We start from the raw sequence: 26,013 nt of genomic DNA, 5'->3' as shown, positions 1-26,013 counted from the left end.
CCCGTTCAGGCGGGATTTGTTCGTCCTGGAATATTGCGCCAGTCCAGCGTGACAGCCGCGTTTCGACCGCCAGGTGTCTCCCGATAGGCTGGCGGGTTCCGAGACTGCCGAGCGCGCCGCCGCATGACCCTCGAGAGACATCTGCTCGCTCGCCGTAGGGGGGAGCGCCTCGGCGGGAGCGTGGCTGGGACAAGCAGCATGACGTCCGAGCGGGGTGAGACGAGGGTGAAAACCGCAAGGCTGCGGTCTTTCGTACGCCAGAGTGAGTGATGCCGTGGGCGCTCAGCGTCCGGGCTCAGGTGACAGGAGAGCGTGCAGTGAGATCCATCCTTGGTCGGAAACCCTTGAGCCACCGGCTTCGACTGGTCGCGGCGGCGGTCTCCGTGCTCGTGCTGGGCGCCACCCTCGCGACGCCCAGCGCAGCGCTCGCCGCGGTCCCCGGAGGGCCGGCAACGGTCACCACCACGGTCGACTACGTTTCGGCATCCGACTTCGTCACGCCCATCGCCGAACTCAAGGCCGCTCCGGCCCAGGGCAACGGGCCGGAGCGGCAGTTCGCCCTGCGCATAGGATACGGCTGCGGTTCATCCGCGGCGTGCACGGGGGTGTCGATCACCGTGGACCCGCAGCAGCTCGACCAGTTCTATGGCACTCAACGGTTCGCCTCCTTCGTCTCGGTCACCCTGCCTGCCGGCGCCTCGCGCACGGGAACCGACGCGACCGGCTACACGATCACCCTGGGCAACCTCGCCGCCGGTGCGACCGGTACGTTCACGATGGTCTTCGACTGGCAGGGCCGCAGCGGCGCACCCGCACCGCAGTCGTTCTTCCTCGACGGCACGAACATCGTCAACCGGGTCACGATCGATGCCAACAACGCAGGAGCGACCGCGTCGGCGACGGACAGCCTGGTCTGGCACGTCGACACCAAGGCACCCCAGGTGGCATTCGGCACGCAGGGCATCGCGCGGGCCGACACGAACTACGACTACGTGGTCCGCATGGGCAGTGACTGCATGTGGTACCAGTCGGTCGGCACGTTCGGCGAGCCGTCGAAGCTCTGCGCCCAGTCCTACACGAACACCTTCCATCTTCCCGACGGTGCCGTCTTCGTGCAGGCGTCGGACGGCGGAACATACGACAGCGCGCAACGCACCGTCACCTGGAGCGACAACGGTCAGGCGGCGGCCCCCGGGTGGGAGTCGATCACCGGCTTCGGTCTTGCGCGCACCGTGACCGTGCAGTTCCCGTCGTCGATGTTCTCAGAGGCGTGCACGGTCGACGTCACGGCTGGTTTCGACACCTCCGTCGTCTATCTCGACGGCCAGTCGAAGACCGCTCTGACGTCGGTGACGAACAAGGCGACCTCGTGCACGCCGTTCGCGGCCGCGCAACCGCTGGAGAAGTGGTCGTCGACGCAGCAGGCTCCGAACATCGTGTGGGACGGGGCGCAGACGAACAACTGGAACGTCCAGGTCGGCAACAAGGCGAACGTCGCCGGCGTCGCGGTGATCACTGACGACCTCCGCGACGTCGAGCACATCCGCGTCGACCGCGTCGTCGCGACAGGCGGCACCATCCGGTACACCCTGGACAACGGCGCGACCGGCACGGCCAGCGGCAGCTACACAGCGCCCGCCGCGCGGAGGATCGTCGAGGTCACGGTCACGAGCCCCGTGCTCGAAGGCCCGAACCTGACTCAGGCCGACATCTCCGCCACGACGAGGTGGACGTTCACCATGCGCTATTCGATCGTGGGAAGCGCACCGGCCGAAGGGTGGCCCATCTCGAACACGGCCAGCGCGGTCATGACCTATCCGGACACGGGTCTGGCCGACTTCGATGAGGGGGTCTCGACCGCCAGCGTCGTCGCCGCCCCCCGGCCGGCGAACTTCCTTGCGGACATCCGCTTCACCGCCCCCGAGGGGAACCCCGTGGCGGGCACGCCGGTCACGTTCTCGATGAGCGGCACGACCAGCGCGATGGATGCCGGTGCGACGCTCGAGCCGCAGTACGTCTTCACCGCCCCCTATCAGTGGACGATCATCGATGACTCCTGGGCGCTCGACGCGGGCGCACCCGCTGGAGCGATCGTCGAACGCAAGGTGGTCACTGTCGACGGCGACCAGCGACAGAGCCTCGGGGTCAGCTGGCCCGAGGGTACGGTCTGGGGTGTGAACAGTCGCTGGCCCGCACTCACGGTGCAGGCCACGCCGACCGCTGCGGCTCCGGCCGGGAGTCGCGTCACGGCCTCGGGCTTCATCGGTGACGCGTCCGGCACCTTCCGGGGGCTGGCTGCGACCTGGGGTGGCACCAACAACGGCCAGAGGTACGTCGACGCCACAGATCTCGACGGAGACGGCGATGTCGCCGAGTACCTCGGCCGCACGAGCACGAACATCATCACGGTCGGCGCCGCGTCGGCGCTGAGCACTCTGAAGGAGATCTGCCAGGCGGATCCCGAGGCGCGCGACGGGTGCGAATGGATCTCCGACAGCTCCCGGTCGATCCTCGTGTCGCCCTTGGAGACCGGCATCCGCTACCGGGTGACGATCCAGAACAATGGCAACACTGCGCTCCAGGACGTCGTGGCATACGACGTGCTGCCGTACGTGGGTGACGTGGGTGTCAGCGCCGGCAGCTCGACGACGCCGCGCGGCTCGCGGTTCGCCGAGTCCCTGTCCGACGTGTCCGAGGTCTCTTCGGCACTGACGCTCAGCTACTCGGCATCGACCAACCCGTGCCGCGAGCAGGTGTACCCCGGTGCGCCCGACTGCGTGGACGACTGGGATCAATTCGTCGACGGCAAGGTCGCCATCAGGGCCGCGCTCGGCGGCCCCCTCTCCGCGCACGCGTCGGTGTCGTTCGAGTACACCGCCTCCGTGATCGGCACCCCCGGCGCCGGAGAGAAGGCGTGCAACTCGATCGCTTCGGCCGCGACCGGCGTGCCGATAAGCGAGCCGAGCCCGGTGTGCGCAGAGATCGTCGCCGCCGACCTGGCCGTGACGGCCGGCAACGTGCCGAACCCGCAGGTCGGGCGCCCCGCCGTGCTGCCCTTCACGGTCGCCAACCTGGCCGGCACCGACTCGGCCGCGCTCGCCCCGATCAGCATCCCGGCGGGTATCCGGGTCACCGGGCTCGCCGGCGATGGCTGGTCGTGCGCCGCCGATGGCGCGGGCGATCTGCCGATCGACGGGCCGTTGCAGTTGGACTGCACCGTGAGCGAGCCGCTAGCACCCGGCGACGAGACCCGCATCGAGCTGCCAGTGGTCATCACGGCGGCGAACGCTGTGATCGATGCGGGCGTCGAGGGGCCGCTGTTCGACCCCGACACCGACAACAACGATGCGCGGATCACCATCGCCGCTGCTCCCCCCGGCGGTCTGACGGTGACCAAGGACGACCAGAAGTCCGCGCTCGTGCGCGGCCAGGAGACCACGTACGCGATCACCGTCGCGAACCAGCTCGTGGGCGAATCCGTGGCCGGCGTCACGGCGGTCGACACCCTTCCGGAGGGCATGGAGGTCGTCTCGGTGGGCGACGGCGGAGTGTTCGACGACGACGCGAGGACCATCACCTGGAACATCGCGCAGATCGGCGCAGCCGGCACCTGGGAGACCTCGGTGACTGTGCGAGTGGCGCAGGATGCCGTCGGCACGACCCTGTCCAACCTCGTCGAGGCGGATGCCACAGACCCGGCGTTCCCCGAGGCCACCCTCACGAGTGAGGCGACCGACGTCGATCACCTTGATGCCATCAGCCTGCGCAAGACGGGCGAGATCGTCGCGCCGGGAGACGGCGCGGACCCGAGGCCGGGCGACGTGGTCGAGTACCGCTTCGTAGTCGCGAACGTCGGTGGTGGAACGCTCACGGGCGTCGACCTGACCGACGGCATGGAGGGTCTGTCCGCCATCACGTTTCCCGAAGGCTGGCCGGCCGCCGTGGGCACACTGGCCGCCGGGCAGTCCGTGAACGCGGTGGCGAGATACACGCTGACCGGAGCCGACATCGACGGAGGACGGATCGAGAACCTGGCCGAGGTCACGGCGGACTCGGCCGGAGGCGGCCAGGTGAGCGACGAATCCATCGCGCCCCTCGACCTGCCGGCCATCGGCGGGATCGAGCTAACGAAGGACGTGGACTTCGCGGAAGACGCCGACGTCAGGCACGAGGGCGACGAGATCGTGTATTCGTTCGAGATCGGCAACTCCGGCAACGCGACCCTGCACGATGTCGCCATCTCCGATGCGCTCGAGGGACTGTCGAACATCGAGTACACGTGGCCGACCGACGCCGACGGCATCCTTCCCGCCGGATCTTCGGCGACTGCTTCGGCGACCTACGCCCTGACGCAGGCGGACATCGACAGGGGCACCGTCGACAATTCAGCTTCCGTCGCCGGGATCGACGTCACCGACGCCGAGGTCTCCGACACCGCCGATGCCCAGCTGGTCATCCCGGCTGCGCCCAGTGTCTCGCTCGAGAAGACCGGGACGATGGATGCCGAGCGTCCGGTGCCCGGTGACCTCGCCGAGTTCGAGTTCACCGTGACGAACATCGGCAACGTAACGCTCACGGGCGTGACGATCGAGGATGAGCTGGCCGGCCTCGGCGACCTGGAGTTCGCGGAGTGGCCGGACGGGGCGGGCGTACTGGCGCCGGGCGAGCACGTGATTGCCACCGCGCAGTATGCGCTCTCGCAGGAAGACATCGATGCCGGCGTCGTGGACAACGCGGCGACCGCGCTCGCCGTGCCCGCACGTGGTGAGGGCGTCGAGGCTTCCGACGATGTGTCCGTACCGCTCGCCCAGGTGCCGGGCCTGAGCGTCGTCAAGCGGGCGGCTCTCGCCGATTCCGACGGCAACGGCGTTGCGAACCCGGGCGAGACCATCGCCTTCGACTTCCTGGTGGAGAACACGGGCAACGTGACGCTCACCGATGTACGCGTCGTCGATGCGATGGTGAGCGGACTGCAGGCGGTCTCCTCGCTCGCACCCGGTGAGTCCGTGCTTCTCAGCGCCGACCGCTACACGGTGACCCTTGCCGACGCGCTCCTGGGCGCGGTGCGCAACACCGCGACCGTCGTCGGCGACGCGCCTGACGGCTCCGCGATCGTGTCGGATTCCTCCTCGACCTCTACCGCCGCAGGGATCGCGGAGTCGCTGGCGGCGACGGGCGGTGCGGCCGCGGCGTCACTGGCGCTGCTGGCCGTGGCGTTCGCAGGTGTCGGCGTGATGCTGTTGAGGCGACGAGCGGGCATCCGTTCGTGATGCAGTGCATGGCGTGATCACGTTCCCGGAACTGTCGCCCGGCAGCGGAGCCGGGCATTCGGCCTCACGCGACGTAGTGCAGAAGACGAGGTCAGAGCTGCCATTTCGGGATCGGGGTCTGCCATGAAACGGATTCCGAAGTGACGAACGCTCTTACGAGAACCCTTCGTGACAGATCGTCTGACCAGGTCGGCAAGAGACATGACGCTAGTTGTGTGGCTGGGGACAGATGAGCGGCGTAGAGTTCGATCGCGATAGCAAGAAGTCTCTTATGGAGGAGATCTTTCACCGTATCGGGCAGCAGATCATCAAGGGGAAGCTTCCCCCGGGAACCCGTATCCGCGACGTCACGATAGCGGCGGAGATGGAGGTCTCTCGAACCCCGGTCCGCGAGGCACTGCAGCGTTTCGAGCGGCTCGGACTCGTTCGTACGCGCCCGAGCCGGCATACCGAGGTGACTGCCGTCACTCAGGAGACGGTCGTCGAGACTCTGGAATTCGTCGGGCACCAGGCGGGGCTCGCCGCTCGTATGGCGATTCCGAAGCTCATGCCTGAAGACCGTGCTCATGCGGCGCACCTGATCGAGCAGATGGATGCCGCTTTGGACAGCGGCCTTCGAACGTCGCAGACGCGGTGGGCAGTGTTCTCGTACCTGAGCGAGCGGAGCGGCAACGCCAGCCACGCGGCGCTGATGAACGAGTTCGGTGTGGTGATGCTTCGCAATCTTCGAGGCTGGGTCGTGCCCTCAGCGGACCGCGATCACATGCGGTTGCTTCATCCGGATTTCCTCGATGCGACACTTCAGGGTGATGGCGATGAGGCAGAACGGCTGACCCGCGCCATGTTCTACGTCTGATGCCGGGGTTGTTCTGCGGAAACGGGATCCCCCGAGAGCTCCCGGGTGAAGCCGGGGTGAAAAGCATTCAGCATCGAGATCGCTCAGGCCTAATGTGACCTTGAGAGTGTTTCGACGCATTGTAATGCGTCGCTGAGAGGGGATCACGGCATCATGCCATTCGTTGTTCGCGCGCGCAGAAAAAGAGGTTCCGGACGTCCCACTCGGGCGAGCGTCCTGGCGGTCGCACTCATCGCGATCGCGGCCGTACTCGTACCGACACCTGCGCTCGCGGCCGACACGGGCATCACTCTGACGCCTGCGACGTCGACCGCGGAAAGCGGTGTGGCGACCACGTTCACGTTGACGGTCAGTTGCAGCACGAACGGGGGGTGCACCGACTCCCGCGTCGTGATCCCGACGACGAGCATCACGGGAACGCCGGGGATCACGGATTTCGGCTCGTGGATCGGCAACTCCTCTTGCGCCGATGTGACCAGGACGGTGTCGGCCGGCCAGGTCGTCTTCACGTACGGCACGATCGCGACAGGCTCGCGCCAGTGCACCTTCACCGTCACCGCGCCCGAGTACAAGACCCTCAACAACACCGTCGCGACGATCACCCCGACCCTGAACAGCAGCAACTCGACGTCGAGCTCGGCGACGCCCGTCGTGTTCACTGCGACTGCCGGGTACAACAACAGCCTTGAGAACTCCGCGCCCGCGCGGGCGATCTCCGGCGGCCCGTTCGAGTTCCGCATCGCCTATGACTGCGGCCTCAACGATGAGTACAACGGCGACATCGGCATCTCCGCGCTGAGCATATCCGCGACGCTCCCCGCCAACTTCGAGTATCAGACATATCGACTGCGCAACAACATGCCGGGGACCTTCGATTACGATCCCTCGACGCGTGTTTTCAGCTACGAGGACCCGACCGGAGCGTCGTGCGGGAACCCGCCCCTGAACATCTCCAACTCCATCGTGATCTGGATCGTCGGCAAGGCGTCGGTCGACGGCGCGCCGGCCCCGATCGGCTCCCGGATCTGCACATCATCCGCGGCCTCGTGGACGTACATCGACGGGGTCGCGGACTCCGACACGGCGTCGGAGTCCTGCAGCACCGTGTCGAGCATCGCCACGAAGATCGACAAGTCGACCACGACGTACTCCATGAACAACATCGGCCAGTACACGGCTGCGGATGGCGGGGCACGGGCGCAGTACGCCTACCCGGGCAACTGGGACGGCACGGGAGCGTCGACGTATTACGACATCGGGTTCAGCACGGTCCCGGCCACGACGAACGCGGGCATCTCGTATGACATCAAGGATCCCCTTCCTTGCCTGTCCAACGGTGCGAACAACAACTATTCCTCCAACCCCGTGGGGACGCTCTGCCAGAACCCGGCGTTCATTCCGACGCTCGTCGTGCCCAACGGCTTCGCGGTGACGACCGCCGACCGGATAACCGTCGTACGCGCGGACGGCTCGACGGCTCAGATCCCCTATACCTCAGGCAAAGGTTGGATCATTCCGACGTCTCCGACGATCGCCGAGATTCAGGCGCAGCCGTTCGCGTCGCAGGGAACGAACACCTCGACAGCGATGCGACTTCGTATCTTCGGGTACGCCTCTCCCGATGCGCCAGCGCCCTCGGTGCTGACCAACCGGGCCACCTCGACGCCGTACCTCACCGGCGACCAGTCGCCGATCCTCGCGCCGCAGACCGCCACTTCACGACTGCTGGTGGTCAGTCCGCCCGCGGACAAGGCCGCGCTCATCTATCCGGGCATCACTTCCGGTCAAGTCGGAACGTCTTGCACGGCGAACATCAATCTCAACAGTGGGACGAACGGCGCGTACAGCACGCGCATCGAGATCCCGACCGCGCCGTCCGAGGCGGTTTACATCGACTATCTCGCTCCGGCAGACGAGGTCAAGATCAACTCGACGACCTCGACGTTCACGTTCGACTCTCGCAACTCGAACGGCACGGGCAAGCGATCCTTCACGGCTACCGGAGTGATCGCAACGACGACTCCGGACTACAACGGCACCGGACGGACCCTGGTCCGCTGGACGATCCCAGCCGGGGTGGTGACGCAGGCCGGCTACTACAACATTCTGTCCGGCACCCTCGCGAACATCAGCCTGGCACCCGGGTGCGCCGGCACCTATCAGAACGACATCACCGTGGGCTACGGTGCTCCGATCGCCCAGTGCTATTTTAACAACTACGTCAGCGAGCATCTCGAGACGCCTCCGATGTTCCCTGCCGCGTCACCGGACCTGCGATCGAACGGATCGCCCCTCGCGAACAACTACTGCGGATACTCGGCGCCTCTCAAGATCGCCGCGATCAATCCCGGGTTCACGGTCGACAAGACAGTGCAGGGCAATCTCGACGCCGCTCCGATCGGCGCGGGAGGCACCGGACACGTGAGCGTCGACGGCGGCACGGCCACGTACGCGGTCACCTTCACCAACACGGGCCAGTCGACCCTCGCGAACCCGGTCATGTATGACCTGCTGCCTCGATTGGGCGACACTCGGGCGTCATCGACCGCGCCCCGTGGGTCTCAGTTCGCCGTGGCACTGACGGATGTCGTCGATAAGCCGGCAAACCTCTCGGTGTCGTATTCACAGGCCGTCAACCCGTGTCGACCGGAGGTGCTCGCCGCCAACCGCGGATGCGTGGATGACTGGTCGACGACAGCGCCGGCCTCGCTGGGGACGGTCACGGCACTGAAGTTCGTCTACACCGGCAATGTTTCGGTGTCGAAGGGCTTCACCGCGACCTATTCCGTGAGCACGCCTCCTTCCGCAGCAGGCAATGTCGCCTGGAACAGCATCGGCACCAACGTGACAGCGGGCGATGCGCTGGTCGGTGCAGCGGAGTCCTCGCTGACCGGTCTGCAGGCGCAGAGCGCCCAGCCGGCGATCACGAAGACGGCCGACCGTACGACGGTGGATGCTGTCGGCCAGGTCGTGAACTTCACGTTCACCGTCACCAACAACACGGCGGTGGTGCTGCGCGACGTGCGGGTCGCAGATGCGCTCGTGAATTCTGCGGCATCCAGCGTGGCTCCTGATCCTGTGTGCACGTCGTTGACGACCCCGGCGGGCGCTTGCTCGGGTGCGTCCACCGCGCTGGCTCCAGGACAGTCGGCGATCTTCACAGCGGCATACACCGTGACACAGGCCGACCTCGATCACGGATCAGTGTCCGATCAAGCAACCGCCAGTGCCAGCCCGCCCACCGGACCGGCGCTGAGCAACAGCACCGATGTCGTGACGGTCACGGCGACCCAGAGCGGCGCGCTGACCATGAGCAAGACCGCCGAGCCTGGCACGGTCGATTCCGTCGGTGACGTCATCGACTACACGTTCACGGTCACGAACGCCGGCAACGTGACGTTGCGCTCGCTCTCGATCGCAGAGACCGCGTTCACCGGTTCGGGCTCGATGTCGGCGGTGGAGTGCCCGACCACCACCCTTTCGCCCGGCGCATCGACCGAGTGCAACGCGACGTACTCGGTGACGCAGACTGATCTGACGGCAGGCTCCGTATCCAATACGGCTACAGCGAACATGCTCACGTCGGCGAACGCGCCGGTCGCGTCGCCGGCATCGACTGCCACAGTCGCGGTCGATCAGGTTGCGGCTCTGACGCTCGTGAAGTCGGCATCGCCGTCGAAGGCAGCGGCCTACAATGCCGGGCAGCTCATCACCTACTCGTTCGTTGTCACCAACACCGGCAACGTACCGGTGGCCGACATCGGGGTCGACGAAGTGGCTTTCACCGGTTCTGATTCCCTGTCGGCGATAGACTGCCCGACCGACGAGTTGGCCCCGACAGAGCAGTTCACCTGCACGGCGACCTATACGCTGACGCAGATCGACGTGGACGCGGGTTCGCTGACGAACACGGCAATCGTCGCAGGCACCGCGCCGAGCGGACTGGTCACGTCTGAGGAGTCGACGGTGCGAACCCCGCAGATCGCGGAGTCGAGCCTCGAGCTGACGAAGACGGCCAGTACCGGCTTCGTGAACGATGCAGGTGAGGCCATCGCGTACACGTTCATGATCCGCAACGCGGGCAACGTGACGGTTCACGATGTCGCCGTCGAGGAGGTCGCGTTCACAGGAAGCGGCGGAACGCCCGTCGTGACCTGCCCTGCGTCGACGCTCGCTCCGGGCCAGCAGCTCGTCTGCACCGCGCCATATATGGTGACCCAAGCGGACATGAACTCCGGCGGGGTGGAGAACACCGCCCGGGCGACGGCTGTCGACACCACCGACGCCGACGTGGCGTCCCCGGAGTCCAGCGCGATCGTGAAATCCAACGCTGCTCCGGCGGTGTCGGTGGCCAAGACGGCGGACGTCACCTCATACGCGGCGGTCGGAGACGAGATCGAGTTCTCGTTCCTCGTCACCAATACCGGCAATGTCACGCTGACGGATGTCGCAGCAACCGAGCGCCTGTTCACCGGATCGGGACCGCTGAGCGCGATAGATTGCCCGATCAGCGAGCTCGCCCCCGGTGAGTGGACCGAGTGCGCCGCTGCATACGAGGTGACGCAGGCAGACCTCGATCGCGGCGGGGTCACCAACACAGGTTCCGCCACGGCGAAATCGCCCGAGGGTGAAACGGTGCTCGCAGACCCGTCGACGGTCACCATCGACGCCGCCCAGAGCGCTGTGCTCGAGCTCGAGAAGACCGTGACCCCGGAGGAAGCCGACGCTGCTGGCGACGAGGTCATCTATACATTCCATGTGACCAATTCCGGCAACGTCACGCTCTCCGGCCTGGAGATCACCGAGACCGCGTTCTCGGGCGCGGGCCCACTGAGCGCTCCGGACTGCGGGGCGTCGCTCGCTCCCGGTGCGGACGCGACCTGCGAGGTGACGTACGTACTCACGCAGACGGATGTCGATTCCGGCGAGCTCTCGAACACCGCCGTCGCCACGGCGTCAGGCGCGGGTGCGACAGTGTCCTCGGAGACGTCCACGGCGATCGTGACGATCGACCGACGCGCTGAGTTGTCCCTGGTCAAGTCGGCCGACATGGCAGATCCCGAGAACATCACCGCCGGCGATCTGGTCACGTACTCCTTCGTCATCACCAACACCGGCACCGTGACCGTCACGGATCCCACGGTCGTCGAGGGCGAATTCTCCGGGACCGGCGTGCTGGGCGAGATCTCCTGCGCGGACTCCGCCCCGCTCGCTCCCGGCGAGCAGCTCATCTGTGCACTCGACTACACGGTGACGCAGGAGGATGTGGACTCCGGTGAACTGTCGAACACCGCAACCGCGACCGGCCTCGCCCCGGACGGCGTCGAGCCGCCCATCTCGCCCGCATCGACCGTGGAGCTCCCCGCCCCAGCGAACCCCTCCCTGACGCTGGAGAAGACGACAGCAGTGACCGAGATCACCGCGGCGGGTCAGCTGGTCGGCTACGTGTTCACGATCACGAACACGGGCAATACGACGGCGCGGGGCGTGACGGTGACCGAAGACTCGTTCTCCGGCCACGGTGACCCTCTTGCGGTCGACTGCCCGGCGATCGAGGCGCTCCTCCCCGGCGAAGTCACTGTCTGCTCGGCTACCTACACGGTCGTCGGTGCAGACCTCACCGGAGAACCTCTCCTGAACACGGCGAGTGCGCACAGTGTCGCGCCCGACGGCACCGAGGTCGTCTCGGACCCGTCTACGGCGCGGATCGTCGACGTCGTCACCGCGGACCCGCCGACGGGCACAGGGCTCGCGATCACCGGCGGGGCGATCGCGTGGGGTACCGGCATCTTCGCGGTCGGACTTCTGATCGCCGGAGGGCTGCTGCTGCAGGTGCGTCGTCGCCGCGAGCACACGCGAGACTGATTCGAACATTCCCGAGCGGAAGGGCCCCCGAGCGATCGGGGGCTCCTCCGTGCCCACCGGTGCGCCGTGCGCGCGCTGTGGGCGGCTCGCGAGCCGGCCCCGAGATCTCATCGTGGGGATGACTCGCCGCCTTCATGCGGATGCCGCCGACATCGACCCTGGATTGCTGCTGAATCGACCAGCTGCACCACGTCTGTCCCGCATCCCGCAGCGACGCCTGGGGTGTCACGCTGACGTCGTCGCGGGCTTTTGTGCGCTCGATTTGCGCACTTTGTGTTTGGTTACGAAAACCGCACAAACTACCCACAATGCCTTATGTCGCGTGATTCGCATACCTTTTTCACCCCGCGTTCACCCTATGCAGGATATGGTCCCCGATGCGATTCCAATTCGGTAAATTCATTCCCTTTTCTGCGCGTAGAAGGTAATGTGTTGTCCGCCCACCCTGGGCCGCTGACGGCATAACCGCAGCGAAATGGCACGTATTGCAGAGAGGCAACACAGTGAAGAAATCAGGAGTACTGATCGCCGTCGGCCTGTTGGCTGCGGCGAGTCTCGTCGGCTGCAGCGCCGATCAGCCGGATGCCGACAACGGGGTGCCGCAGGAGGAGGGAAAACCGGATTCCCTCACCATGCTCGTGACGGCGAGCCCGAGCGCGGACGGTCTTCGCGCTCTCGCGGCCGACTACGAGGATGAAACGGGGATCGCGATCGAGTTCGTCGAGGTTCCGTATGAACAGCTCGCCACTCGAATCATCCTCGCTGCCCAGAGTGGTGAATCCACATTCGACATGGCCCAGGTCGATGGCTTCACCATGCCGCAGGTCGTCGCCGGCAAGGGCCTTCTCGACCTCGATGAGTTCATCGCAGAGGACGACGAGTACGACTACGATGACTTCCCGGAGGGCATCAAGAACTACGCCATGCAGGACGGCGTGAGCTACGGTCTTCCGCTGTCCACCGAGCCGTATCTCCAGTGGTACCGTTCCGACCTCTACGACGAGGTCGGCATCGAACCTGCAGCAACCTGGGATGACCTGTTCGACAACGCGGACGCTCTCAAGGAAGCGGGCCACTACGGCGCTGTCGGGGTATACGGTGCAGCCGGATCGGCTCATCACTACAACGCGGTGCTGGTCGGATTGGGCGGACGCTTGATCGATCCCGAGACGAATCGCCCGATGCTCGACACCGAGGTCGCCGCGACAGCACTCGATCGATACCTCGACCTCCTCGAGTACGGCCCCTCGGGGACGGCATCCGCGACAATCTTCGACGCCGTCAACTCGTTCAGCCAGCTGGATGTGGGGCAGATGGCTACGCTGGCATCGGGCTGGTGGAGCACGATCAACGATCCCGAGGAGACACCGAACGCCGGCAACTACAAGACCGCGCCGCCGGCTCTTCAAGCGGTCGGTGACTTCGAACCGTCGGCCGTGCTGTACGGCTGGGTGGCCAGCATCTCGCAGGCCTCGCCGCACCAGCAGGCTGCGTGGGACTTCCTGTCCTGGGCGTTGAGCAAGGACAACGCTGAGGCGTTCATCGATGCCGGTGCGCCGCCACCCGCCCGGATCTCAACGACCAGCAACCCCGAGTTCCTCGAGAAGCTGCCGTACCTCGAGGCTGTCGGCGAGTCCGTGGAATCCGGCGTGCCGATCGACCGGATTCCTGAGATGGCGCAGATCATTACCGTGCTTAGCCAGACCCTGAACAGCATCGCCACCGAGCAGATGACCCGTGAAGAAGGGCTGGAGAAGGCGCAGGATCAGCTTCTCAACATCCTCGTCCAGTCGGGGAGGTACACCGGGTGACCTCTCAGCTCGCTCCGACCGGTGCCCTCGTTTCTCACGAGGGCCCCGGTCGGGGGAGCCGAAGCCGCGCGCGACGAGAGTCCCTCATATCGCTCGGCTTTGTCGCTCCCACGTGGATCTTCATGCTCGCGATCGGGCTCATCCCCATCGGCTATGCCGTTTGGCTCTCCTTCAGCGACCTCGGGCTCTACAGCAACGGAACTCACTTCGTCGGTTTCGACAACTATGTGAGATCCGTTTTCACGCCCCGGTTCCTCGGAACTCTGGGTACGACTCTCGGCTTCGTCGTCGTCGGCCTCATTATGCAGTTCGCCCTCGGATATCTGCTGGCCAGCGCCCTCCACCGACAGCTACGCGGCTATCAAATCGCCCGGACCGTCCTACTGATACCGATGCTCCTCACTCCCGTGGTCGTGGGCCTCATCTGGCAGTTCATGTTCAATCCTGACCTGGGCATCATCAACGCCGTTCTCGGCGTGTTCGGCGTGGACCTGAACTTCTTCGCTGATCCTCTGCTCGCCCGCGGACTGGTCGTGCTCGTCGACGCATGGATGCACATCCCCTTCGTCATGCTGATGCTCGTCGCAGGAATGTCGAGCGTCTCGGACGAGCCGCTCGAGGCGGCGGCTCTCGACGGTGCCGGCTGGTGGCAGACGACGCGGTACATCATCCTGCCGGCCCTCGCGCCGGTCATCATGGTCACGCTGATCGTCCGTTGCATCGATATCGTCCGCATCTTCGACGTCGTATTCACCACGACGCGAGGTGGCCCCGGAACCTCAACCGAGACGGTCTCCATGCTCTCCTACGCCACGACCTTCCAGTTCTACGAGTTCAGCGACGGCGCTGCGATGTCGGTCGCGCTCGCCGTCCTCATGTTCCCCGTCTACTTCCTCTACATCAGATTGACGAAGGTATGAAAACCCGTCGCTTCCTCGGTGTCACTGCCACGCAGATCACACTCCTCGTCGCCGCGCTCCTCGCCGTCTTCCCGCTGTTCTGGGTGCTCATCACCTCTTTCAAGACCAACAAGGATGCTGCCGCGCCAGCCGAGCGCGCACTGATCTTCACTCCGACTCTCGCCAACTACGGCGAACTGTTCCACTCCGCCGTCTTCCTCCGTGCTGCGTTAACCTCGGCGCTCATCACGCTTGTGGCGACGGCGATCGTCGTGGTGATCGCGACCCTCGGTGGCTATGCGTTCGCCCGCCTCCGAGTTCCAGGTCGTCGCATTCTCGCCTCGGTCATGGTCCTCGTCCAGGTCATCCCCGGCGTCGTCCTCATCGTGCCGCTGTTTCGTATTGTGAGCTCTCTCGGCGCATACGACTACTGGTGGCCCATTTCGCTCGTGCTAGCGGGACTCAGCGTGCCTTTCGGAACTTGGCTCATGCTCGCTTTCTTCCGCGGGTCACCCATCGAGATCGAAGAGGCAGCGCTCGTGGACGGGGCAAATCGATTCAAGCTCTTCCGCTACGTCCTGATCCCGATGGTGGCCCCCGGGATCGCCACGGTAGCAATCTTCACGGCGATCGCCGTATGGAATGCGTTCCTGATCCCCCTCGTCCTGGGGCAGACGCGGTCGCAGACCCTCACTGTTTTCGCGGCTCAGTTCATCACCTTCCAAGGAGTCAACTGGGGACCGCTGTGCGCAGCCGCCGTTCTCATCCTCGCGCCCATCGTCATCTTTGTGCTCGCTATGCAACGCCCGCTCGTGAAAGGGCTGACCGCTGGAAGCGTGAAGTGACGACGTGTCAACGACTGCGACGACCGACGCTGAGTCGATGGGCCTGGACCGCGTCATAGGTGAGCTGCAGCGGCGCCGCCATACGATCCGAAAGATTCTGCGCGATTCGCACGAACAGGAAGTCGATCACAGTCAACTGAGCGATCCGCCCGGACATCGCCCCCGGACGATAGCGCGTTTCGCTGGCGCTGGTCACGAGCATGTGATCGACGTTCACGGCGATCGGCGACGCGGGGAAGTTCGTCACAAGCACCGTCGTGGCTCCGCGCTCGCGCGCTGCGGCGAGGCTGTCGGCGACCTCGACGGTGAGTCCGCTGTGGGAGAAGCCGATCGCGACGCAGCCGGCGCTCAGTACGGCGGCGCTGGTCAGAGCGAGATGGACATCACTCCAAGCGAACGACGTCATGCCGATCCTGTGCAGCTTCTGCTGCAGATCGAGGGCCGCGAGGCCGCTCGACGCGACGCCGTAGATGTCGATGCGCGGTGCACCTGCCACTGCCGCAGCGACCGCGTCGAGCGTGTCGGTGTCGATCGCCGACGCCGTGGCTTCGATCGCTCTCGCTTCATGGAAGGCGATCTTGGCCACGACGGAATGCGCGTCGTCATCCGACGCGATGTTGCTGTCGGAGACGCCAAAACGCCCGAGCGTCACCTGCTCGCGTCCGACGGACGAGGCGAGTTCGCGGCGGAACTCCGCGTATCCCGAGAACCCGAGGCTTCGGCAGAATCGGACGACCGAGGCACCGGACGTTTCGCACAGCACGGCAAGTTCACTGATCGTGATCCCCACCGCCGCGGCAGGGTCCTCGAGCACGAACTTCGCCACGCGTCGTTCCGATGGCCGCAATCCCGGCAGGGCGGCGCGAAGCTCACGAACGACGTCTTCTCCCACGAGCGATCTCCCTCGATTGTCTCCGTGCAAACGCACGTTCTTTGGCATCCGCAGGCTGCCGAATCCAGTTTGGCAAATCGATTACATGTTTGTACAGATTTCAGGAATCCAATGACCGGCAACGACCGCCGTCCCCAGATTGAGATTGGAAGCTCGTGAGAAAGACATCTGCCCCGCAGAGCGCAGAATCACCCACAGAGCGGCGCAACCCGAGATCCATGGAGCTCGACAGCATGAGCGCCCTTGAGATCCTGCAGCTCATGAATGCCGAGGATATTGCGGCCGTCCAAGCCGTCGAGCCCGTGCTCACAACCCTCGCGATTCTCGTTGACAAGGCCGCGGACAGAGTCCGTGAAGGGGGTCGGGTCCACTACTTCGGCGCAGGAACCTCGGGACGGCTCGGGGTCCTCGACGCAGCAGAGCTGATTCCGACCTTCGGGGTGGACCCGCAGCAGTTCCAGGCTCATATTGCCGGCGGGCCCCAGGCCATCGTTAAAGCGGTGGAGGGGTCCGAGGATTCCGACGGCGATGGGCGGAGAGAGGCGACGGCGGCGGTCAACCAGCGGGACGTGGTGATCGGGCTCGCAGCGTCGGGAACGACTCCTTACGTCGCGGGCGCGTTGCGAGTCGCGCGGGCGACGGGCGCGCTCACCGCACTCGTCACCAGCAATCCTGCCTCTCCGCTAGCTGCGCTCGTCGACCACGCGATAATCGCCGATACCGGGCCAGAGGTGCTCACAGGCTCAACCCGGCTCAAAGCCGGGACGGTGACGAAGGTCATCCTCAACGCGTTCTCGACCGCCCTGATGGTGAAGCGCGGGCGCACGTACTCGAACCTGATGGTCACGGTGGTCGCCGGCAACCTGAAACTTCGCGAGCGGACGCTGCGGATACTGCAGGAGGTCACGGGCGCCTCCGCTGAACAGAGCGCGCGGATGCTCGATCGAGCGGGCGGTGACCTTCAGGTCGCGGTCGTATCCGCCCTCGCCGACGCCTCGACGGATGCCGCAGCCGACGCGCTCGAGGCGACCGACGGATCCATTGGCGACGCGATTCGCAGGCTGACAGGTATGTGAGATGGTGCAAGTCGGAATCGATCTGGGTGGATCCGGGTCGCGCATCGCCACCTCGGGCGGTGCTTTCGCCGCAGGCCCGGCCTTCGCTGTCCGGGACGGACGCGCCGAGCACGCGCACGTGGTGCGGCTCCTTGGCGCCGTGCTCGCGTTCCAGGCGCAACCCGTGACCGCGGTCGCAGTCTGCGCTGCCGGCCTCATCGGCCTGGGAGATGTGGACGAGATCCGATTCGAGGTCGCCCGTCGCTGGCCCGAAGCGCCGATCGCGATCGTCTCGGATGCGGTCGGAGCGGCCGTAGGGGCGTGGGGGAGCGCCGGCGGTGCGGTCGTCGCAGCCGGGACCGGAGTGGTGGGCTTCGCCACGGACCTCGGCGAACTCTGGCGGAGATCGGACGGATGGGGCGATACGTTCGGCGACGACGGTGGCGCGGCCTGGATCGGGCGGAAAGGTATCGCGGCCGCGCTCCGCGCGATCGACGGCAGGCCCGGAGGTTCATCCCGACTTCTTGATGCGCTGCGATCGGAGGCGGGGCATGATCCGTACAGGCTGGCCGAAGAAGTGCGTGCATCTGCCAACCGCGCAAGTCTGCTCGCGTCGTTCGCGCCGACCGTCACGCGTGCCGCAGCAACGGACCTCGTTGCGCGAACGATCGTCGAGGCGGCGGCCCGCCACCTCGCGGATACGGGGCTCAGCCTCATCGGCGACGGAGTACCCCAGCGGCTCGCACTCGTGGGCGGCCTGTCCGAGGAAGCGGCGATCGTCGGCGCATTTCGCGCGCACGTACGGGGACTGCGACGCGACGTCCAGGTCGAAACGGGAGTGGGAACGCCCCTCGACGGAGCGCTTGCTCTCGCGGAGCTCGCGGGCGAAGGGCGACTCGCCACGCATCTCCCGTATCTTCATTTCTTCCCATCCACAACACCTACAGAAACAGAAGGAGCATCATGAAGTTCGGTGTCATCGGCGCGGGCACGTTTGGTTCGCGTCACATCCAAGCGTTCGACCGCCATCCCGACGCAGAGCTGGTCGCGGTACTCGACCTCAACCGGGAGTTGGCGGAGTCCGCGGTGGCGAATTTTGCGAGTGGGCCCGTCCCTGTCTACACGGACATCGACGCGTTCCTCGCCATTGAGGGGCTACAGGCCGTCTCGGTGGCGACGCCCGATCACCTGCACAAGGCGCCCGCGGTCGCTGCTGCCAAGGCCGGCAAGCACGTTCTGGTCGAGAAGCCGCTTGCGACCAGCATCGAGGACGCACGCGAGATCCTCGACGCCAGCAGAGTCGGCGGCGGTCTGCTGATGGTGGACTTCCATAACCGAGTCAACCCGCCGTTCGTGGACGCCTACAGAGCAGTGCGTGACGGACGCGTCGGGGATGTGAAGTACGTGTATGCCCGTTTGAGCAATACCGTCACGATCGCGTCGATGATCAAGTGGGCTTCCTCCTCCTCCTCTCTCTGGTTCCTGGCGAGCCATATGGTCGACATCGCGCAGTGGATCGTCGGCGAGCGGATCGTCAAGGTCACCGCACGGGCTCTCAGCGGCACGCTCGAGGCGCGGGGTATCAACACCCCTGACCTCTTCGTCATCATGGCGGAGTTCGAGTCCGGGGCCATCGGCGTCTTTGAGCACGCATGGATCTTGCCTGCGGCGAATCCGAGCAACACCGATCTCAAGTTCGAGTTGCTCGGATCAGAAGGTGCTGTGCATATCGACACCACGCATAATCGCACGGTCGAGATTCACACGACCGACACCGTGCAGTACCCCGCTGTGCTCGTGCCGCCCTACGGCCCCCGCCTCACCGGGTTCGTGCTCGACGCCATCGCCCAGTTCGTCGATGCGGTGCACGGCCGGGGCGAAGTCCTCGCGACGGGAGAAGACGGACTTCAGGTGACCGCAGTCCTCTGCGCGATCCTCGAATCGATCGAATCCGGCGCTCCGGTGCAGGTCGAGACGGTCTGACCTCGATGGATAGTCGCGACGCCATCATCGTCGGTCTCGCGTCCGTCTTGGAGAATCTTCTCCAAGACGGACGCGAGCGCGGGCTCTATTCTGGGGCGGCGGCTGCAGTATCGACGCCGCAAGGGCGAGCCTTCGCGACGATGGGATCGCTCGCCTTCGACGATCCGACGCCGGTCGAATCCGATAGTTTGTTCGATCTGGCGTCCCTGACGAAGACGTTCACGGCTGCGACGCTCGTGCGCCTCGCGGAGTTGGGCCTCCTGAACCTCGATGCGCGAGTGCAGGAGATCCTCGGCCTCGGCGAAGACGCCCAGGACATGACCCTCAGCCACCTCCTTCTGCACACCTCCGGGATGCCTGCAGAGTCGAGAATTTGGCGGGAGCGGGCGACTCTCGTGCCCGACCGGGTTCAGCGTCTTCTCTCTGTGCAATTGGAGTCCCCGGTCGGCGCCGTCCATCGCTACTCATGCATTGGATACATCGCGGCGGGCATCGTTGCGGAGAGAGTCACGGGCGAATCTCTCCAGGTGCTCATCCGTCGTCACCTGCTCGAACCGCTCGGGCTCGATTCCGTGACCTTCGGTCCTGTCGATCCCGCACGCGCCGTTGCCACGGAAGAACAGCCCTGGGCACACCGAGGCCCAGTGAGAGGTGAGGTGCATGACGAACTCTCGTGGTATCTCGGCGGACGGGTCGGCAACGCGGGGCTCTTTGCTACCGCCCCAGATGTTCTCGAGCTCGTCGAGAGCCTTCTCGACACTCGGATGTTCAGTCAGGAGTCAAGGCGACTGCTCACCACGAACCTACTCACGCCCCGTCAGCACGCCCCTTACGGACAGGCGATGGGGGTGCGCATCGAAGACCGGGAACTGAGCTTGGGGTCCGGCGCGCTGGGACACCCCGGCTTCACGGGCACCATGTGGCTGGCGCTCCCCGATAGTCGGGTCGCGGCTGTACTGCTGACGAACCGGGTCCACCCAGAGCGTCACCGTGTGGATCTGGGGCCGTTCCGTCGACGTTTCAGTTCAGTCGTGGCGGCGATCGCCGAGCAACAGTGAGAATTGTCGGGCCTCCGGTCGCGCCGCTGTCGGCTCGCCCCTGCAGTGAATCCGCGCGAGCTCGGCGATTCGGATGCACCCTCGACCGGATGAGCGCTCCGTCCACTGCGGGTGGGCATTCGCCGAAGAGTCGGTCTGGCGGTGTGTCCGACTTTGGAGGCCTCATCCTCGGGTGATGCAGAGGTGAAATCGCAAGCGGCGAAGGGCGCTCGAAGTCTAGGCTCCATCGAGGGCAGATGTTCGTCGCGGTCACATCGTGATCGCAGCTGACCGCTGGGGACTGCGGCGGTAACGATTCGGCTGCTCTCGGGTGTTGCGCCAACCCTCGGCGTAACACCCGCCCGTCGTACGACGCGGTTGGATCGCAGCCTTCACGCCGTTGTTCCGACGTCCTCGGACAAGTATCCGACCTCGTCCTTCCTCGGGTGAGGCGGGGGTGAAATGCGAGGCGTTCGCGTGAGGGTTTCAGCGATCCTCGGTCTCATCGAGTACCTGGATACTCGGGAAGTTTCGCCCGTGACCCGCTATCCACTTCGACGCGAACCGCGTCGATGTTGCACCATCGAAAGGGGAATGCTCGTGACTGACCGCGCTATCCAGAGCAACCGAGACGAACCCTTGTTCCGCTGCGGCGGCCGGCGTAATTCTGCTCGATGGGCTGAGCGCAGGGGAGTACACGCTCACCGAGGCGGCAGCGCCGAGCGGATATTCACTCCTCGACCAGGGGATCGCATTCACGGTTTCCCCGGAACGGACTGACATCGACCTCGGCTCCATTGAGAACTCCCGTATTCCCAGCGGCACAGGCGCGCGCGAAGGCGGAGATGATGACCCAGGCGCTCTCGCGCACACAGGTGGAGATAGTGTGTTGCCACTCTTAATCGGTGCGATCCTGATCGTGCTCGGGCTCGCATCGCTCGCGATCCAGGCCCGTCGTTCACGGGCCTGATAACGGGCTTATGGAGATGTTCATCGTGGAGCGAGATGCATGTCGGGGCGCGCGGGCAAAGCATTTTCGCGGGCACCTCCGTTCGAGGGTGAGGCCGGGGTGAAATCTCGACCTCCGACCTTCCTTGCTCGATATCGTGAGCGACACGAGCGTATCGAGGATGGACACGCTATGTCCCCAGCATTGGAGCAACATATGAAGAGTGAGCAGCCCCCGACCCAAGCGCTTCCCGCACGCCGTGAAGGAATCTCGCGTCGAACGATGGCGAAAGGCATGGCCTGGTCTGTTCCCGTAGTCGCAGTCTCCGTCGCCACTCCTGTCGCAGCGGCCTCGCTTCCGACCGACTTCAGCATGACATTGACCTCTTTGCAGGCGGCGCCAGTGGCAGGAACCGGCACCGGCGACCAGGGCACCCAGGCTCTTCTCCCCACGAACACGACCTTCAACACCGTGGGTGTGGTGCAGAACAATGGCCCCGCCGCCGCGACGAACTTCACTGCTCAGGTAACGTTCGATGCTGTGGCGATCCCCGAGGAATTCACTGTCAACGCTCCCTGGGTCGTCACTTCCGTGGTCCAGAACACCGACCTGAATCGTTGGCTCGTGAACCTCAGTTACGCGGGGACGGTCGCCTCTGGCGACAGTGCGCAATTCGTGGTCACTACACGAACGCGACTGGCTTCGGCGTTCCCTGCGGGGCAGTCGGGGGCGTACCAGGTGCTCGGTCGTGCGTACGATTCCACGGGCGCGATCACGAACGACCTCAGTGACTACTTCTACGTGCTCCGTTGAGCTCAGCGCCGCTCGATAGTCAGGCCTTGACTGCGGCCAAGAGATGACCCGCAGAGCCGCTTGACCGAGACTGATGCGTCGCGGCCGAATTACTCCGGTCAGCGAGGGGAACTCGCCGTTGGTGCTCATGTCGACACGCTCACCGCGTCTCGCCGAACTCCATGCTCTTACGATTGATCGGTCGCGAAAAGATGCGGCTGCCCCGGGAGTGAATTCTTGCCTCTCGAGGCGTGTTGCTATAACGCGCCGTCGAAAGCCCAGCATCCGAAGGTAGGTGTTGGGCTCTTCGCCGCGAGTGGACAATTCTCGAATTGGAATCGGTGGTCACGATTTGAGCATCAATCTCTGCGTGAGGACGCTGGCTGAACAGTTCGGGCCAGGGAGCCGTAATATCGGACCATGATCGACTCGGCAGACACATCGGCTACTCGCGGTGGGGCGATAGCCACGAAGGCTTATCTCCAGATCGCGGCTTTCTCTGGCGTACAGGCCGTGATTGTGGTCGCACTCGCACCCCTGACGCCTCACATCGCTGCGACGTTCCCCCCTGCCTACGCTCTGGTCGCCTTCGCGCAGACGCTCATGATCTTCACAGCGCGCCGATTCACGGGCGTCCGCTGGAGTGCGACGCTGGCCGCAGGTCTCACAGCCCTCATCTGTGGCCCGTTCACCGCGATCGGCTGGCTGCTGGCCGTGCCGCTCCTGACCGCAGGGTCGATTTTCGACGGCATTGTCTTTTGGTCACAGAAGCGGCACTGGCCGCTCCGGCGAGAGAACCTCGTGGCTGGCATCGCGGTTGGGCTGGGACTCTTCATCGTCTCGTTGCCAGTGATGTCTCTCGAACACCTCAGCCCGTTCATCCTCGTGAACACCCTCGCTGCCCGTGTGTTCGCTTCATGGCTCGGCTCCGTCCTTTCCGCACGACTCGTGAGCAGGCTCGAACGGGTCGGGGTCCACCCCGCGCATCGAAACGATTCATCAGCCGCGCGACAAGAAGCCGCCCGAACGGCACGATGAATTTCCCGGGGACGGATCGGGATCACCGCTTGGATTGTGCGCGGCGAATCGAAATTCCCCTTCCCCCGATGAGTCGTCAGTTGACGTGCCTCGGAAAAGAGGGTGAGGGCCAGGTGAAAATATCGGCGATGTGATGCGCTCAAGCGCGTGAAGGGGTTGTATGAGCTTGCTGGAATCTCGCTCCCGATTGCTTCCAGGCAATAGCGAGATGTAGCCTCCGGGCGTCGACGGTCCATCCTCCCCACCTGATCGCGACGCCCGGATCAATTCTCTGCATTCATGGTTGGCTGCCCACTCATCTCCGCATGATCTTGCCTCTTTACACAAGAGAATTCATATCGTGTATTCCTTTGGTTGCGCCGAAGGCATCGCGGACGATGCGCCGATGGCGCGGCCGCTGACGCGACGCCATCGGCGAGGCGCCACGAGATCTGAGTCGACGGTCGGTGCACGAATGCAGCGCTTCCCGAAACTGCGGATGCCATCATGCAGCGACATTTTCCTGTGGCGATCCGAGACTGGCGCGCGTTGGAGTGGAATCATGGGGGTACTTGCGTGATGACAGGGAGAGGGCATCGTGGATGACAGATCGTCGGATCGGGAACAGGCGGATCTCGCTCTGAAACTGCTGGAGACGGCTGTTTCCAACAACGACTGGGAGGCTGCGAAGACCGCGGTTCGAACGGGATGGTTCCTGCTCGCCGCGTTGCATCCGATCGAGACTCGAGCGGCTCTGGAGCGAGTGCCACCCGCGACGTTGCGTGGCGAGCCGCTCTTGGCTATGGAACTCGGAATCCTCTTGAATCGCCTTCGGTACCAACGGATTAGGGCGCTGCGATATTTCGTCGGCGTGACGCGTGCGGCGCGCTCGCCTGAACGCCGCGGCATCAGCGCGGTGGATCTCGTGCTCATCCGCACCGCGGAGAGTGCGGCGTATCGGCTCCTCGGGCGCTACTCCGAGTCCGCGAAGACCGGGCATGCTGCTCTCAGACTGGCGCATGAGCTCTCCGACGAGGATCGCGCATCGATCGGTGAGCTGCCGCGCGTATTCACCACCATCGGGGTGTCACTGTTGTACGCCGGACAGTCGGCCGAGGCGATCAGAGCTGTGAACGCCGCTCTCGAAGATGCTCTGCTCGGCCCTGCCGCCGCCCAGATGAGTCCTCTCGCCCTCCTCGCGGGCATGCACGCAATGCGGGGCGACATCCCGCAGGCACAGGAGTACATCGATGAGATCCGGCGCGGACCGTGGTCCGAGAGGCAGAAGAACGGCTATTCGGGGACGTTCTATCGCCTTGCGGAAGCGCTGGTGGCGCTCGAGGCCTTCGACCCCGAAACTGCGAGACGAGCGCTGAGCAGATCAGATGCTTTGAGCGATGGTCGAGACACCAACGAGCATTGGGCGATCGTGGCTCGTGTGCAAGCCACGATCGAACTCGTCGAGGGCAACGCGGGCGCCGGGCTCGCTATGATCGACGACCACCTTCAGCGTCGCGGACATGAGGCGGGAAAGCGCTATGCGCGCGCGCATCTCGCGCCCGTAAGAGCGAGGCTGCTGCTCGCACTCGGACATCCATCCGGCGCCGCGGCGGTGTTGAAACGCGATCTGCCCGATGGGCCCAACGCGCATATCGAGCGTGCGCGGATTGAGCTTGCGTTGGGCAACACCGGCAGCGCACTGAATGAGTTGCGAGTGCTCTCGGGGGAGCACCTCTCGAACCGGCAGCGAGTCGAGGCGGCAGCCATCGATCTCAGCATCCTCCTGCGTCTTTCGCGTACCCCGCGACAACCGGGAGTGGTGCAGAGGCTTGGCTCGTTGCTCTTGGGGTCGAATCAACGTCTAGCCGTCGCGATCCTCCCGCCTGCGGACTATGAGCGTGTCATCGCCGAGTTGAAGGGGAACGGGTTCAGGGGATTCCTCGATGAGTCGCCGATTCGTTCTCTGCTCGCCGACGTCGAACCGGATGTGCTTCTCACCCAGCGTGAGCTTGCCGTCCTTGAGCAGCTCATGCTCACCGGATCGGTCGCGGACCTCGCGGCCAGACTCGTGGTCTCAAGCAATACTGTGAAGACGCAACTTCGTAGCATCTATCGCAAACTCGGCGTGAGAAATCGTGAGGACGCGATCGCTCTCACCCACGAGCGGCACCTGCTCCAGGGGGCCATACGTCTTGAATCGAGCAGCGGCTCGGCCCAACAACCCATCGGTTGAGCGCCTCTTCGTCGGTGCAATGTCTCGCCTGAAGGCCGTCAACTGGCAGCCGACTTGCGCAGATTCGAGGTGCTGGCGGAGAGCATCAATGCCAAAGGAGACGGCTCGTCGCATCCTCGACGACCGTTGTCCCGAGGGCGGCTGTCATCATCGACGCCTCGCGGACCATCAATCATGTCCGTGATGACAAAGTCGTCGCCACGGACCGAATCATCCGGTATGAGTTCGACAAATTCTCCGGCGGTGCAACGGGCAACTGCAACGCCGTCTGCCCGAAGAATCTTGCCACTGCTCTAACGGTTCCGGTCTTGATGATCCGCGCACCTTCGAAAACTAGCGCCGCGACGAGACGACACTGTCACGAAGCGCTGCTCGATCGATCGGGCAGTGCCGACGCTCTCAGTCCCGAGGACGCCCGAGCTGTTCTTTTGGGCGCGGGCTCGATCGGCACCTCATCGCGTTGGTCGAGGGGAGGCATCCGAAGCGAAGAAGCAATTCATTCGAGCCGA

Annotated in this window: 16 protein-coding genes; 14 read left to right on the top strand and 2 right to left on the bottom strand. The window is 64.9% G+C overall.

Annotation, left to right across the window (positions count from 1 at the left end):
- The first annotated feature begins 344 nt into the window (after positions 1–344).
- The gene (locus LC452_RS16570) at positions 345–5,270 is read left to right on the top strand and encodes a DUF11 domain-containing protein (protein ID WP_223627238.1); all 4,926 of its coding nucleotides are present in this window, start codon (positions 345–347) and stop codon (positions 5,268–5,270) included.
- Between the two features lie 229 nt (positions 5,271–5,499).
- Complete coding sequence (locus LC452_RS16565; RefSeq protein ID WP_223627236.1) at positions 5,500–6,126, top strand: GntR family transcriptional regulator; 627 nt, start codon at positions 5,500–5,502, stop codon at positions 6,124–6,126.
- Positions 6,127–6,269: 143 nt separating this feature from the next.
- Here the strand turns inward: LC452_RS16565 and LC452_RS16560 are convergent, their stop codons facing one another.
- A complete protein-coding gene (locus LC452_RS16560; protein WP_223627234.1) occupies positions 6,270–6,785 on the bottom strand; it encodes a hypothetical protein in 516 nt (171 codons plus the stop codon).
- Between LC452_RS16560 and LC452_RS22130 the strand changes: the two genes are divergently transcribed.
- The 4 genes from LC452_RS22130 (at position 6,778) to LC452_RS16540 (ending at position 15,546) form a co-directional block, all read left to right on the top strand.
- Complete coding sequence (locus LC452_RS22130; RefSeq protein ID WP_223627232.1) at positions 6,778–11,991, top strand: DUF11 domain-containing protein; 5,214 nt, start codon at positions 6,778–6,780, stop codon at positions 11,989–11,991. The genes LC452_RS16560 and LC452_RS22130 overlap by 8 nt on opposite strands.
- Before the next feature lie 503 nt (positions 11,992–12,494).
- Positions 12,495–13,802, top strand: coding sequence for an extracellular solute-binding protein (locus LC452_RS16550; RefSeq protein WP_223627230.1), 1,308 nt, complete (start codon positions 12,495–12,497; stop codon positions 13,800–13,802).
- A 122-nt stretch (positions 13,803–13,924) separates the two neighbouring features.
- Positions 13,925–14,722 (top strand): carbohydrate ABC transporter permease, encoded by a 798-nt coding sequence (locus LC452_RS16545; RefSeq protein WP_223627228.1) that lies wholly within the window; start codon positions 13,925–13,927, stop codon positions 14,720–14,722.
- Positions 14,719–15,546: a carbohydrate ABC transporter permease gene (locus LC452_RS16540; RefSeq protein WP_223627226.1), complete on the top strand. Its 828-nt coding sequence runs from the start codon at positions 14,719–14,721 to the stop codon at positions 15,544–15,546. The genes LC452_RS16545 and LC452_RS16540 overlap by 4 nt, the downstream gene beginning before the upstream one ends.
- A 7-nt stretch (positions 15,547–15,553) precedes the next feature.
- On the opposite strand, the gene LC452_RS16535 is transcribed toward LC452_RS16540, so the two are convergent.
- Positions 15,554–16,486 (bottom strand): MurR/RpiR family transcriptional regulator, encoded by a 933-nt coding sequence (locus LC452_RS16535; protein WP_223627224.1) that lies wholly within the window; start codon positions 16,484–16,486, stop codon positions 15,554–15,556.
- 107 nt (positions 16,487–16,593) lie between these two features.
- Between LC452_RS16535 and murQ the strand changes: the two genes are divergently transcribed.
- The 8 genes from murQ to LC452_RS22125 all read left to right on the top strand — a co-directional run bounded on the left by murQ (position 16,594) and on the right by LC452_RS22125 (position 25,504).
- The gene (gene murQ / locus LC452_RS16530; RefSeq protein ID WP_223627222.1) at positions 16,594–17,514 is read left to right on the top strand and encodes an N-acetylmuramic acid 6-phosphate etherase; all 921 of its coding nucleotides are present in this window, start codon (positions 16,594–16,596) and stop codon (positions 17,512–17,514) included.
- A gap of 1 nt (position 17,515) precedes the next feature.
- Positions 17,516–18,460, top strand: coding sequence for an N-acetylglucosamine kinase (locus LC452_RS16525; RefSeq protein ID WP_223627220.1), 945 nt, complete (start codon positions 17,516–17,518; stop codon positions 18,458–18,460).
- Positions 18,457–19,476, top strand: coding sequence for a Gfo/Idh/MocA family protein (locus LC452_RS16520; RefSeq protein ID WP_223627218.1), 1,020 nt, complete (start codon positions 18,457–18,459; stop codon positions 19,474–19,476). The genes LC452_RS16525 and LC452_RS16520 overlap by 4 nt, the downstream gene beginning before the upstream one ends.
- A gap of 5 nt (positions 19,477–19,481) precedes the next feature.
- Complete coding sequence (locus LC452_RS16515) at positions 19,482–20,534, top strand: serine hydrolase (RefSeq protein WP_223627216.1); 1,053 nt, start codon at positions 19,482–19,484, stop codon at positions 20,532–20,534.
- A 583-nt stretch (positions 20,535–21,117) separates the two neighbouring features.
- Positions 21,118–21,483: a SpaA isopeptide-forming pilin-related protein gene (locus LC452_RS22185; protein ID WP_223627706.1), complete on the top strand. Its 366-nt coding sequence runs from the start codon at positions 21,118–21,120 to the stop codon at positions 21,481–21,483.
- A gap of 261 nt (positions 21,484–21,744) precedes the next feature.
- Positions 21,745–22,275 (top strand): hypothetical protein, encoded by a 531-nt coding sequence (locus tag LC452_RS16505; protein ID WP_223627214.1) that lies wholly within the window; start codon positions 21,745–21,747, stop codon positions 22,273–22,275.
- Between the two features lie 399 nt (positions 22,276–22,674).
- A complete protein-coding gene (locus tag LC452_RS16500; RefSeq protein ID WP_223627212.1) occupies positions 22,675–23,292 on the top strand; it encodes a hypothetical protein in 618 nt (205 codons plus the stop codon).
- A 577-nt stretch (positions 23,293–23,869) separates the two neighbouring features.
- Complete coding sequence (locus LC452_RS22125; protein ID WP_223627210.1) at positions 23,870–25,504, top strand: LuxR family transcriptional regulator; 1,635 nt, start codon at positions 23,870–23,872, stop codon at positions 25,502–25,504.
- Positions 25,505–26,013 lie beyond the last annotated feature (509 nt).

It is taken from the genome of Microbacterium sp. EST19A (assembly GCF_019969685.1).
Classification (GTDB): domain Bacteria; phylum Actinomycetota; class Actinomycetes; order Actinomycetales; family Microbacteriaceae; genus Microbacterium.
This window is presented reverse-complemented; position numbering and strand designations above follow the sequence as displayed.